The sequence below is a fragment of the Spirochaetota bacterium genome, from assembly GCA_035477215.1.
Classification (GTDB): Bacteria; Spirochaetota; UBA4802; order UBA4802; family UBA5368; genus MVZN01.
On record DATIKU010000032.1, the window covers coordinates 24928 to 38600 of the forward strand.

The 13673-nt window shown below is 59.9% G+C and carries 5 protein-coding genes; all 5 read right to left on the reverse strand.

Going from position 1 to position 13673, the window contains the following annotated elements; all coding sequences use genetic code 11:
• Positions 1-9: 9 nt before the first annotated feature.
• From VLM75_07345 to VLM75_07365, 5 genes are read right to left on the reverse strand one after another with little or no spacing between them, the layout of a single operon-like run.
• Positions 10-1071: a FecR family protein gene (locus VLM75_07345; protein ID HSV96733.1), complete on the reverse strand. Its 1062-nt coding sequence runs from the start codon at positions 1069-1071 to the stop codon at positions 10-12.
• Entirely contained in the window at positions 1068-2294 is a 1227-nt protein-coding gene (locus VLM75_07350) for a SpoIIE family protein phosphatase (protein HSV96734.1), read from the reverse strand. Before VLM75_07350 ends, VLM75_07345 begins: the two co-directional genes overlap by 4 nt.
• Entirely contained in the window at positions 2291-10168 is a 7878-nt protein-coding gene (locus VLM75_07355) for a hypothetical protein (protein ID HSV96735.1), read from the reverse strand. Before VLM75_07355 ends, VLM75_07350 begins: the two co-directional genes overlap by 4 nt.
• Positions 10165-10782, reverse strand: coding sequence for a DUF1318 domain-containing protein (locus VLM75_07360; GenBank protein HSV96736.1), 618 nt, complete (start codon positions 10780-10782; stop codon positions 10165-10167). The genes VLM75_07355 and VLM75_07360 overlap by 4 nt, the downstream gene beginning before the upstream one ends.
• Positions 10779-13649 (reverse strand): hypothetical protein, encoded by a 2871-nt coding sequence (locus VLM75_07365; GenBank protein HSV96737.1) that lies wholly within the window; start codon positions 13647-13649, stop codon positions 10779-10781. The genes VLM75_07360 and VLM75_07365 overlap by 4 nt, the downstream gene beginning before the upstream one ends.
• Between the last annotated feature and the right edge of the window lie 24 nt (positions 13650-13673).

A 13673-nucleotide genomic window follows, 5' to 3' on the forward strand; every position in this document is an offset into this window, starting at 1 on the left:
TCCCGGCCTTTATTTTTTCGGGGGCTTCGCCGCCTCTTTGTCGATCCCGCCCTTTATCTTTTCCATGCTCTCCCTGTGTTTGCCCATGATCTCCTCATAGGCCTTGCGGTAGGATTCCCGCACAGCCTGCAGGGCCTCAAAGTTTATGCGATGCTGCTGCGCAACCTTGTTCGATTCTTCCTTTATACGATAAAAGGTGTCGTACATTTCCGTCTTGTCTTTCCCGAAGCGATCGAGGATCCCCTCGATGGAGGCCGCCGCACTCTCATTGAGCAGTGCGTCGTCTTCGAGGTCGCGCTGCAATATCGTAAGCTCTTCTCCGGTCTTTTCGATCTCTTTCTTCCCGACGGGCGCCCTGCCGCCCAGCCGCGAGTTAAGATCGCCGAGCTTTCCAGACGACCTGGAACTGCGCTCTCCCATGTTGTTGATATAGCCCTCAAAGCGCTTCCCCCGCTCTCCCGGGTCGCGCTCCATCTCCCCGTCGCGTTCCGCCTTCCAGGCCGCCATGTCGGCCTCTCCTTCATCGTCGGCCGGAGACTCGGCGAGACCGATTTTCGTCTTCGATGACGGGCCGAGGTTCTTCCTTCCGTAGGGGTTGCGCACCTCGAGCGCGCCTTCCTTCATTTCGACGCGCGAGTCGGCGCCGTCGCTGACGCCGACCAGAAAGTCCGTACCTCGAACCGAACAGACCGTCGTGGGAGTGACCACCTTCCGCTCCGAGCCCCGCGCCAGCTTCTGGAACCGGGCGTTTATCGCCCCCGATATCACCGAAACGGAGCCCGAGTCCTTCACAGCAATACTGCCGATCCTCACCCTGCTCTTTTCCATAACGCGTATCTCGCTGCCGTCCCCGTATCCGATGACCGCAATACCCCCGGCGCCCGTCATGACCATGTCGCCGTCGGCGAGCGACTGGCCCAGGCCCGCGGCCGATGATTTCCCCTGGCGTAAAAGAGATACATCGCCCACAAGGAATGAAAACTCGAGCGCAAGCGCCCTTTCCGATCCAGCCGCCGTTATAAGCGCCATGAGTATCGCGGCGCACGCGCGCGCCACCGTTATCCTTATCATCCTTCGTCGTCCTCCTTGTTTTTGTAATTCATGCCGATAAGGGTTATGTCGTCACCGGGACGCTGACTGCCGCTGAATTCCATCACCCTTTCAAATATCGTCTCGATAAGCTCGTGGATATTCTTATCCATATATTTTTTAAGAAGCTCCAGGAAAACGCCCTGCCCCATTATCCTGTCGCTGGGACCCGTCAGCTCAAAAACGCCATCCGTGTAGAAGACAAGCCGGTCACCGCCGCTGATGCTGATGCGTTCGTTCTTGTAGACCGAGTTTTCGAAGATTCCGACGAACGGGCTGTTAGGGTCGAGAAACGCATAGCTTCCGTCCGCGCGCATAACGGCGGGTGAGGGGATACCCGCGTTACAGTAGGTGAGCGTATCGGCCGCAAGGTCAAAGAGCCCGTAGAAAATGGTCACATAATTGTAGCTCATCCGCTTCTGTGACCCGATCAGAAACCGGTTGACCTCGCCCATGAACTCGGAAGGAACGGGACTCGAGGTCTTCACCGAGCTGATGGCGGTTTTCACCATGGCCGAATACAGAGCGGCGGGCACCCCGTGGCCCGATACGTCGGCGAACACGAAGGCGAAAAGGTCTTCATCGTACTGGATAAAATCGAAAAAATCACCGCTTACCTTTTCCACCGGCCTGAATTTAAGCGCGAGATCGACGCGGTCGAGGTGGGGCAACGCCGCCGGGAAGAGACAGCGCTGCAGGTTGGCGGCGATATCGAGCTCCTTTTCGATTTCGATGTTCCGCGTCCTTATCTCCTCGTTCAGCGCCTCGAGCTCCTTGTTTTTCTGCCTGAGCTCTTCCAGAAGCGCGCGATTCTCGAGAACGAGCCGCCGCGCCTCCAGGGCCCTTTTAACCGAAATACCTATCTGCTCGTTCTTGAACGGCTTGAGGATGAAGTCCGTCGCCCCGCTCTTGAGCGCCGATATGGCGATGTCTATGTCGCCGTAACCTGTTATTAGAATAACCGGAATCCCCGAGTCGACGAGCTGGACCCTGTTGAGGAACTCGATCCCGTCCATGCCCGGTAGATTGACGTCGGCGATGATCACATCAACCATAGAGAGATTCTCCGAGCGAAGGGCCTCCTCCGCGCTCTCGTACCCTCTCGCACTGTACTCCTTCCGGAGGATGCGGTAGATGAGGTCGTTTACGAGCTTGTCATCGTCGATGACCACCACGTTCGCTTTCACGCTGGCTGTGTCGCTCAAGGCTTTATCCTCCCGTCATCCAGCGCGTTCAGGTACAGCCGTATGCCGGCCCAGTAGGCCGGATGGCTGAACTGTCTCCTCGAGCGAACGCCCTGCTTGGCCCGTTCGAACGCCACGACGACTTCGGTCCCCGCTGCGAGCTCGCGATAAAAAATATCGACGAAAACCGCGTTGTTGACATCGTGCACCGCGGCGTCGTTAATTACCAGCGCCCGCGCACCGCGCATTGACGCGTACAGCGCAAACTCCGAATGTCCCACGGCCCCGAACGCGTCGCCTGACGGCAGATAAATGATAGAGCCCCCCTTTACGACGTCTGGGTACGCGTTCCCTCCGAGTGAGAGCGCCCCTGTCATCGGGTTGTACGCAAGCTCCGCCATGAAATGTCCCACGCCCGACCGGAGCGCCGTCTCGGCGCCCCAGGCTATCCCGGACTGGCGCAGCGCCACGCGTTCAATCTCATGATACAACGGGCCCCGTGGCCCTCCCACCAGGCTCACCCTCGGCCGGATGGCTTCGTAGTCCCGCAGGGCGGAGATGATGGAGGAGCAATACGCCACCCGGTGGGACTCGTCGAGCAGCTCCTTCTCTCCGGTTATTTCGAACGGCACCTGTTCGAGTTCATTGTCGACGATGAAAACGACCGACTCCCTCCCGCGGTAATAATTCTCAAATGGCTTCAAGAGCGCCGCCAGGTCGCGCGAAATGGGCGCAACGCTTCCAAAGGCCCCGATCGCCTCACGGTAGCGCTCCGTTAGGAGGAGCGCGCGATCGTAACCATCCTTAATGCGTACGGGCTCGATAAACTGCCGCGCGATGGTCCATCCGAGTATATCTTTCCCGTTTTTAACCAGGTAAATCACGACCGCCGTATCGGGAATCCTGCGCTGGAAAGCCTCTATGGGGACCACGCCGGCGATCGCTCCCGCCTGCAGGGCCGGACGGGCATTCAGAAGCTGGATAAAGCGATCCCGTCCGGATATTCTGTCCCGTATACCCCTAAACTCGGCCGCCGCCTCGCGCTGAATACCCGAAGCGATACCGGGGAAACGCGAGCGGAGCCGGAGCTGCTTCTTCGTCTCCGCGTAGACGAGCGCGGAGAGATAATCGCGGCGGCTCATCCTGTATGAAATCATAAAATCGAGGCTCTGCTCCACCAGGTCAATCCTGTTGAATGCCGAAAGAACATCCGCCGACTCGTCGAACGCATGGAGCCCGACTGCCACGCGCGACTCGACCCTCAGCCATTCCTCCTCGGACGCGTCCTTTTTTTTCAAAATTCTCGCAAGTTCCAGCCGCGCGCCGAGCAGCTCGAGAACGTAGCGGAATCCGGCCGGCGCCTCGCCCAATGATGACGCGCGGGCCGAGGCCTCGTCGAACCGTCCCAGCGAAATCTCGTTCTCGAGGAGCAGCAGCTCGAGAGGAAAGAAGAGCGGGAGTGTGGCCTCCAGAAGCGCCCTTCCGGTCTTCGCCGATTCATACGAAGCGTGATAGCGCCCGGCCCTGAGCAGCTCCATGCCATAAGCATACTGGTACGCCGCCCTGAACGCCGGGACCTCCCTGCTTTTCGTCGATTCGTTCACCGCGCCGAGGATCGTGAGCGCGTCTCCGTGGCGTCGCTCGGCCCTGCTTAATCCGTAAAGCTTCATTAAGAGCGGCGCCGAGTCCATCCAGAATCCCCCCGCCGCCAAGCCGTCAAGGTCTATCGTACTTGTGAAGGCATGAATACCCGAAAATCTTTCAGCTTTCATGAAGCGGTCTATAACAATAGCGACCGGGAAAGTGGAGAGCGCATCGAATCGCCCGTTTTCTTCCAGCAGGGGGGCGGCCTTCGGCCTGACGAGGTCGCCATCCTTCTCGGCAAAGAGTGCCATGATGCCGGAAAATCGGCGCGGGAGGCCCCTGGCTTCCCGCGTTCCTCCTCCAAGAAACGCGATCTTGCACATCTCGCGCGGCGAGAAAGGTGTACCGGCACCCATGCCGGATACGATGCTTCGCGCATCGGACTCTCTACCGCTCATATACAGGTATTCGGCAAGGAGCAGTCGCAGCCGGTCGACAGGCACAAGCGAACCGCTCCCTGTCAGCGACGCCTGCAGTGCATCATGTGTTGGCGTGCCTCCTCTGGCAATATCAGCGGCGAGGGCGAGCGCCCGGTATTCGGCGGTTTGCGTGGCGCCCTGTTTCATGCGGCGCTCGATAATTTCGACCGCCTCCCCGGCGGCCCCCCCGTAGAGCAGCAGGTAGGCCTTATAGGCCATGGCCCTTTCGATCAATTCGTCCACGGTCGGGCTCTTTGCCGCAAGCGCCCGGTTTATCATGGTCGCCGCCGTCCCATGATCGTCGGCGAGGAGCGCGAGCTCGGCCGAATGAAGCGCGTACAGCGCGGGCGCGTTTGCATCACCGCGCACGCTGTCGTTCCAGCGATCGAGGAGCGCCCGCGCATGGGCGGCATCGCCGCGCCGGAATTCCTCGACGAACATGGCATACAGCGAGTCATCCGACCGTTTGCCGGTCTCCGAAATATCGATGGCACTCCCGGCCTCCCCCAGCGCCAACGCGATTCCCGACGGGCCGCCGATATCGGCGTTCAGCCGGTCGCGCGGCGCCTCGAGAGTACGCCCTACAAGCTTTGCCATATCCTCCATGCCGAGGCCGTGGCTGACAACGACCGATCGCGCCCCCGCATACCGTGCCGCTTCGAACGCGAGCGCGATGCGCTCTTCATTAAATTGTTCCATATTCAACACGAGAACCTCGGCGCCCAGACGGTTGCCAAACAGCGCCGCGGGAGAAAGCGGACCTTCCTCTTCGCCCTGGTCCACCAGCACCGAGAAGCGCGCGAGCTCCGCACCCGGAGGGGCTCCGTCGCGCATGACCATCCGGGCGAGCGCCGGGATTTCCTGTAATTTCTCCCGCAGTTTCGGATCGGGGGTGTACAGGCTCGTGAAGGGGGAACCGCGCCGTTCGCCCCCGCGGGCAATATCATCGAGCGAAGTTGCGAACATGAACGGCGGAAAACCGGAAGGCCCGAGAAGCCGAAACAGCTCCGCGGCAGTATTGTCGAACACCACGAAGCGCGGCCCGGACTCTTCGCCCGCTTCCGAAAGGAAGTGTTTCAGTCCTGTTCGAAGCCGTTCACGCCCGTCTTTGTCCGCATTTCCGATCATCCGGAATTCGACATTCTTCCCTCTGAGGCGCCAGCCGTAAACCGAACCACCGGCGAATAAAAACCTGAACGCCGTGGAGGCTTTTATTTCGGGAAGCGGTTTTCTCTGGTGGCGCAGGAACGAAGCGAAAACCGGTCGCTGTTTTTCCAGTCCGTCAACGAGTCTGGCGAACTCCCGGTCATTGTCCGCAATCGATTTTCCGACCGCCGCCATGTCCTCGGGAGAGCGTGCCGCGGCCTCGAGCAGGCCGGAGCGCTTTTCGGCCAGAGCGGCGCGCGAGGCCGAGAGGGTCATGGCACGCCGGTAGGCCAGCGAATCGTCCCTGTCATAGAACTCGGGCGAGGCGGCCCGTACAATTAGAATGCGTTCCGTCGCCCGTTTCCTCTCGAGGACTGACAGCGCCCCTCGCGCATCACCGCGAAGCGCGAGCAGTCCCGCAAAATCATCGTACAGGCGCGTCACCCTCCCGATTTCACCGGAGTGCGGCAGCGGACGGGCTTCGAGCGAATCCAGGGCACGGCGATATCGCTCAATGGCGGATTCCGCGGCGCGGACTCCCTCGAGTGACGCGCCGCTTTGACGCAAAAAGCCCGCGATCGTACCGTCAATCACCCACAACAGATCATCGTATTCGAACTTACGCGCGGCCGCCTCCGCGTTCATGAAGGCCTCGTACGCCTCATCGATCATGCCCAGACGCGCCCTGCACCGAGCGGCGTTGAGCAGTAGTCTGACAGAGAGCCTGCGCGAAGGCTCTTTGGCGGCCCGCTCGAGCGCGGTGGTAAATCCGGCCTCCGCCTGCGAATATAAACGATAAATTTCACTCTCCCTGTCGAACTCACGGCGGGCCGTCCCGGGCCGGTCGGCTCCGCGGCCGGCCTCAATGCCAGCCAGGAGTTCCGCCTTGTAAAACCGGAGCACGGACAGGGCCACGTCGACATCGTAGTGGACCCCGGCGGTTTCCCCCGCCACCTTTATTCGCAGCGACCGGACTTCCTCCTCGGTATGCTTGCGCCGCAGTACCTTCGCGTCGGCCTCAAGCCGCGCCATCGCCGACTCGAGGCGCCTCTTCTCGTATCCATTCCTGAACGCCGAGATACGTTCGACGAGGACGTCAATATCGGAAACGGGCTCCCTGAGATACAGTGCGTTTTCGGCCAGATAGGCGTAGAGGATGGAAAGGTTGATGATCGCGATAAACGCGCCCTCAAGGTCGTTTACCTTCGGGTCGGCCGCCAGGTCCCACGCGCGCGCGAACGCAGCGCGCGCCGCGCCGTACTCATGAAGGAGAAACCGGCAGTACCCTATGTTATTGACCGTCCGTATCCGCGTCTCGTTGTCCACCCTTCCCGAGCGTTTGCCGAGCAATTCGAGTTTCCGCTCCAGAAAGCGTATCGACGCCCGGTATTCGCCCATCCCGTAGTACGCCTCCTCCTGGAGGGAGAGGTTGAGAAGGCGCTTGCTCATGGTGTCGAGTTCGGTGAAGATGCGGTTTTCGCCGATGACGGCGACATCGCTGCCGAGGTTCCACAGCGGTATCGGGCCGAGGCCCAGAATCTTGACTTTAAGGTAGTATTTACGCTCATCGTCGGTGTATCGTTTCAGCAGCGAATCGGCCAATCCGAGATACGAAAGCGCCGTTTCGGTATCGCCCAGCTCCCGGTGGCAGTAGGCGATCTCCTGCAGGTAGCGCGCCCTGTCGATTTTAATACGGTTGGCCGCTGCAAAGTCGAGCACCTTGTTGAACCAGGCAATGGCGTCCTCGTGGCTATTCTCCATTCTGGAAAGCAGCCCGAAGAAGCGGTAGAGGTCAAGTATCTGCTGTTTGTACCGGCGAATGTTCCTGCCCGACGCCATGGTCTGGTATACGTTAAGGGTCTTGTTCATCTCCTCCCTGGCCCGGCCGTAACGGCCGTCCTGCCAGTAACAGTAGCCCAGGTGGTAGTAGAAGAGCGCCTCCTCGATTCGAGAACCGAAGCTCCGCTTGAAACGCGCGGCGTGCTCGTAGTGCCAGAGCGCGCGCGGGTAATTGTTCAACAGAAAATAGGTGTTGGCGATGTTAAGATGCAGGTTGCCTTCCTTCCCCGGGTTTTTTGTCTCGTCGTTTATCTCCAGAGCCTTCTCGTACATCCGGATGTTGCTCTCCCATAAATAACGGGGGAAAAAGCGCGCAAAGATCGATTCATTCCTGCCACCGGTATCCTCGAGGTCGTCCCTGCGCCGCAGGTCCACATACTGCGAAATCCATCCCTTCAGCATGTACGGATCGACGAAGGTGTCGTCGATGAAGAGCGCCCAGTCGAGCTCGTCGATGCATTTCCGGAAGCTTCCGAGCAGCGCCTCGCGGTCTCCCGCCCGTTCCAACGCCACGCCCTTCTTCGCGTAGATGTATCCGAGCCCATAGATATGCGCCTTGTCAAAGTCCATGCGCGCGATGGGCAGACGCTCCAGGTATTCCCCTTCGAGACCGTCAAGCGCCCGCGCGTCGCCCCCCTTCCAGTCCGAAAATGCGTCAATATACAGCACGTGGGCGCGCGCGCCGTACTCGTTGTAGATGTCCTCGAAACGTTTCTTCAGGTGCAGGTAAGTCAGAAGCCACACATATTTTTTATAGAGCGCGACGGCCCCGGTATAATCGCCCGCAAGCTCCGCGCGTTCGCCGTATTCCTCGTAATAATCGATGAGCTTCATTACGATCGCGGGAAAATCCCGCTGCTTCCATAGAAGAAGATAGTTGTTCGCCGCCGCGGAATAAAACGCCTCGCGCTCCCTGAAGTTTCGCTCCGCGCCGGCGATATCTCCCAGCAGGATATTGCTCAGGTAATAGACTATATCGTTCTTCCTGACGATCTTAAGCGACTCCTGAAGCTGGCGCCTCGCCGCCGGCATATCGCCAAGGTCGAAGTGCGCCTTCCCGATGACGTATAAAAGCAGTCCCGGAAGAAGTTTGTTATCCCGATACCCGACCATCATGTTCCTGGCGGCGGCGAGGCGCTTCCCCGCGTCCGCCTCCCCGTCAAAGAGCTCGAGGATGCGAATCATCGTGTCGTTACGAAGATAGATGAAGCTCGAATCGAGCACCGCGATAAATGACGGGTGAATCCCGTCGGCAAGCCGTGTGGACTCGAGCGCGGCGAGTTTGTAGCGAACGTAAAAAGCCCTGCCGTAGTCGGCATGGTTTCTCAAAATATCTCGATAAACCCCGGCCGCGGCCGAACGGTTTCCCGAACGCACGTGTTCATCGGCCAGGTCCTCCTTCAGATAGGGGATGATGGCCGCCCTGCCCGGCTCGGCCGCCATTCCCGCGAGGGATTCGGCGATGATACGCTCCCCCGGCCTGCCGTAAAAACGCTCGCCGATGTAACGTCCGAGCACCGTCCGATAGTCGTTCCTGTCGGCGGAGAACGAAACGAGGAGCTTCTGCAAACGCGCCGCCTCGGCGGTACGGCCCATGCTGTGGTTTAGCCTCGCCGCCTCGGCGATTGCGCGTGCGGTGAACGCGATCGATTCCGCGTCCTTCGCCGCGCCGAAGAAATGATACACCCGTTCCAGCGCGAGGAGGTAGCGGTCGGTATCATCGAACTCCTGGAGGTATTTCTCGGCAAGTTCGTACTGGCGGCGCGCGTTCTCCCGTTTCGGGATCATTCCGTCATCGGGAATTATGTTGATGTTGATATTGCTTCCGACCTGATCGGAAAACACGATAATACCGTCAAAGGCCGGCGACCAGCGCGGAGAGAACGAGGACTGTGAATACAGCGTAAGTGGATATTCCAGACCGTTTGCGAGGTTTTTATACCGGATGACCGAATTGTCCTTCAGATCGAGCTTGCCATCGCCGTTGGTGTCCCGGTCGATGAGCGTGTAGACGATCTCATCGGTCCCGCGGAGAAAGGTCGGGTGCATCTCGATCCCCGGCCCCGTGGTAAGCTTCTTTTCGGCCCCGGACGCGAGGTCGATCGTATAGACGTCGCCGCCCGAGCCCGCGTCCCTGTACGAGACGAAGATGATCCTCTTTCCCTCTCGTGAAAAACGGGGATGCGCGCCGCCGTCGCGGGTGATCTGCCGCAGGGCGCGTCCCTTTCGATCCATCACCCATATGTTTTCGGCGCCGCCGCGCGCGGAGGAAAAGGCAACGAGCTTTCCATCGGGCGACCAGCAGGGCGAATCGTCCTTCAGGGAGCGGATTGTGCCCGTCGACGGTTCCTGGTACTGGGTGAGATTGACGGCCTCCGCCGGGGGGCCGATGGCACGCCAGGTGGACGAGCGGGCTCTTTTGATCAATGCGGCGGGGTCCACGCGCATGAGATAGATGTCGCCTTCCGGATCCTCTCGCTCTGAAACGAAGGCGAGATGCTTCCCATCCGGTGAGATCGCCGGAGACGAGTCTCTCGATGGATGATCGGTGATCCGTACGGTGGTGATGTCGGCAAGCGAGCGCAGATAGATATCGAGGTTGCCGCGCTCCCGGTCGGAAGCGAAAAAGAAAAAAAGCCCGTCGGGCGTAAACACCCCTCCAATCTCAACGGACTGTTCTATGGTGACCGGCACCACCCTGCCGACGTCATAGCGGTATTCCTTTCTCAGGATTTTACCGTAACTGAACAGCACCTCGTTCCTGGACGCGTCCTCGCAGGCGGCAAGGGACAGGGAGGCCGCGGCGAGGACCGCGGGGATGCTTCGGCGCAGAAATAGGGCATTCATTTTTTACGAACCCATTTGCCCGTTCTATCCTGGACCCAGTCGTTCCTCTTCGCGAGCGCCGCCTGCTCTTCGGCGAAGGCGGCGCCGAAGGCCGCCACATCGCCGGTGGCAGGCCCTCCCGGCCCCGTACGCGCCACGCTCCGCTCGAAGATCACCCTCCTCGCAGCGTTCTCGTCCTCGAGCACCCGCACGAGGGCCGCTTTGAGCGCGGCGTCCGAGTCGTACTTTTTCTGTGGCATATAAACCGCCATCCCGCTGTTCGCCTCCCCGACGGCACCATCGTCCTTATACGTGCGGATCTTCTCCTCGTTGAACTCCCGTATCTTCACGGCCCCCAGAAGCGCCGCGTCGCCCCCCATCACCACGGCCGGGCCGCGCGAGCGCGCCACGTCGGTCTTCACCGACGATATGATCCACGCGTCGCGTTCGAGCTCGCGGTAATCGCCCACGATCTGCCGCTCGATGACGGTCTTTTCCCCGGTGAGGTGTATATCCGGGGGCGATATCTCCAGGCAGCTGGGCATGTCCGCCAGACAGCTTTTGCCGCTCGCGCACCTCGAAAGCGCCGTCAAAAGCACCGCAACCGCCGCGAGCAGACACAGGCGCGTATTCATCGCTCCACCTCCCCGACCTTTCGAAGATATTCCTGTATGGGCATCCGGTCGAATTCCACCTTCTCGTCCTTCACCCCGAAGAGATATCCGATCGCCCTGCGGGAGAACGTCACCGTGGCGTATACCAGCCCCCTGTCGAGGTTGAAATTGAAGCCCTTCACGTTCATCGAGTTGTCCACCGCGAACTGAGCGACACCCCCGAGCTTTGAAGTGCCCTTTTCCGTCGACAGCCCCTTGAGCAGGCCCCTGGCGAACTTCTCGCCGATCTTGTGAATGTTGACGTAGCCCTGCGCCGAAAGTTCCCGCTCTATATCGACGCCCCTGCCGACGAAATTCGCGTTAAGCGATAGCTCGGCGTCGCGCCTTTTTTCCCGCGAATCGGGATCGTCGAGCCTGCCGATGTCCACGTTGGTGACGTCGAGGGCCACGCGGAACTCCATGTTCCGCGGTTTCATATCGGCGAGGTTGAACAGGATGTCACGCCCGTACAGCGAACCGTCCAGCACGTATGCGCGCATCGCCGGTATCTCGAAGGTGTTTTCCCGGAAGGCCATTGTGGCGGAAAAATCCTTCAGATACTCGAATGAAACGTCCCTGGCCGGATGTTTTGCGCGTATCGATTTTATCGTGAAGTTCGCCTTCTCCCTGAAATATTCGTTGGAGATGAGAAGGCTTTTGTCGGTCGCTATGCGCGATTCGCCACGGTAGCGCGGCGTAAAATAATAGTCGAAGGGGAAGTCCATGTTCAGGTCGTCGACAGCGATGCGCTCCTCGTCGTTTTGCACAAAAAACCGGCCAATCTTAATCGACCCGAAGGCCCTGCCGTTCTTTAAATCGCCTCTGACGGCGGCGCCGATATCAACCAGCCCTTTGATCTTCCATGGGCCATACACCGCCGCGAGTTCCGGTGCTTTCAGTTTTATGCCCAGCCTCAGGTCGGAATCCGAGAACGGCGGCGTCTCGATATCGACGGTTCCGCGCGCATCGATGTCGAGACCCTTCGCCTCGCTTCCGAGATGAAACCTGGAGAGCGTCAGGCGCTTTCGCGTGCCGTCCTGCGCGAGGTCCACATCGAGCCGCAGGTCGGTAAGATCAAAATCGGGCGCGATGAGCTTCATAACGGCAGCCGCGTTCGTCTTCTCCCCCTTTATGCCGAACGACGCGTCAAGCGAGAGGTCGAGCGGTTTTGTAAGCGGAAGCCCGTCGAGCGATTTCCTGAGAGAGGCCGGAAGCATAGCCATAAGCGGCGCCTTCCGGAATCGGAACCTGTCGACATTGAGCTTCCCGGCCGGTGCGGCGCCCAGCGAGGCCTCGGCCGTCGCGCCGACTTCCAGGGCGTTCTGCCCGTCGGCCGGATTGAAAAACCTGAAAGAGAATGACTGGAGTTTCACCCGGCCGAAGTTACCCGGCGCTGACGCGTCCATTGCCATCTCAACGCCGTTGTCGCCCGATTTGCTCCTCTCGAGCGCGTAGGAAAAGCGCGGGACGGCGAGCCTGGCAAGCAGCTTTATATCGTCGGCGCGCCGCAGGGCCGTAAAACCCAGCCGCGCGTGGGGCAGCGCGGCCTCGATCCCCGGCATTTTATACGTAATTTCCCGCAGAGCGAGTTCGCCGTTTACGTCCATGGACGAGGGATTCCCTTTTATCGTCAGCGGATAGAGCGAAATGACACCGCCGAAGCGCGTCAGCCGGTCGCCGGTTATCGCCGCATAGTACGGATACAGCTCGTCGAGAGCGATCGCGCTGTGCGTCATCCTGATGTCGATCTCCTGCCGGGTGGTGACGTTGCGCACAGTCCCCGCAAGATTCAGCCAGGTACTGCCTGCAAAGCGGACGCTGAAGTGGTCGAGCCTGAGATTGTCGACCGCCGGATCGTATACCATGTCATAACCGATCATCAGGGAGAGCGGCGCGAGCCGGGAGCGCTTGAAGCGCACGGGGGTCCTGTTGGTGCCGAACCGGAATGCACTCGCGAACGAATTATTGCCTGCCTTCCCCTTGTTAAAGTCGAACTTCCAAGACAACACCAGCGGCGGATTCACCTCGACGTCGGGCGTATACACGGAAACATCGAGCTCGCCTTTCGGATTGAGCGCAATCGACATCCGCTCCAGGAGCGCGACCGCCTCAGGGGATTTCGGCACCTTTCTGAACGGCGGCACAAGGATATCGGCGGTAAAGCCGAGCCCCTCGACCGAGGCGTTCAGTCCGGTGCCGCGGGCATAGAGCCGAAAATCCTCGATCACGAATTTAAAGAGAAAGTCGAGGGAAATCGGAAGGCCGATCTCCTTCGAGGGGCCGACCCCTTCCTCTTTCTTCTCCTCTTTTTGTTCTTTCCCCGGTTTTTCGGCCGAAGCCTTCATCAGGCGTTCGGCGTTCCAGACGCCGTTTTTCTCGATAAGGTGAATGCGGGGGCGGTAGATGCCGATCTCGTTGAAGCGCACCCTGCCGACAAGCATGCCGAAAAATCCGTAATCGAACACAAGGCGTTCGATCTCCACGAACTTCGACCGGCCGAATTCCTCTCCGTTGTAGATGACGAGGTTCTCGATTTCAAAACCACGGTAAGGGTTAAACCGTTTAACCTTCATGGATAGCTCGCCGTACGAGGCCAAGCGGAACGCCTCGGCGGCGATGGTTTCGACGCGCTTCGGCGAGAGGACCAGCGGAAGGGCCGCCATGATCACGACCACCAGCCCCGCGACCGCCAGGGGAACCCAGATTACAATTATTTTCGCCGCCGTCTTTACCGCGCCGGTCCCGCCGGCAGGCGCGCGGGGAGGACTCTCGTTATTCGCTGTCCCGCCCGCCATCGGATTTAGTCCGTCGTCAGCGGGCCGCTTCGCGTTTATTTTCTTTTTTATCATGCCGATCACAGCCGATGCCACGCC

Coding starts and splice junctions, on each gene's coding strand:
- VLM75_07345 (HSV96733.1), bottom strand. CDS start 1,071: ATGATAAGGATAACGGTGGCGCGCGCGTGCGCCGCGATACTCATGGCG.
- VLM75_07355 (HSV96735.1), bottom strand. CDS start 10,168: ATGAATGCCCTATTTCTGCGCCGAAGCATCCCCGCGGTCCTCGCCGCG.
- VLM75_07360 (HSV96736.1), bottom strand. CDS start 10,782: ATGAATACGCGCCTGTGTCTGCTCGCGGCGGTTGCGGTGCTTTTGACG.
- VLM75_07365 (HSV96737.1), bottom strand. CDS start 13,649: ATGATAAAAAAGAAAATAAACGCGAAGCGGCCCGCTGACGACGGACTA.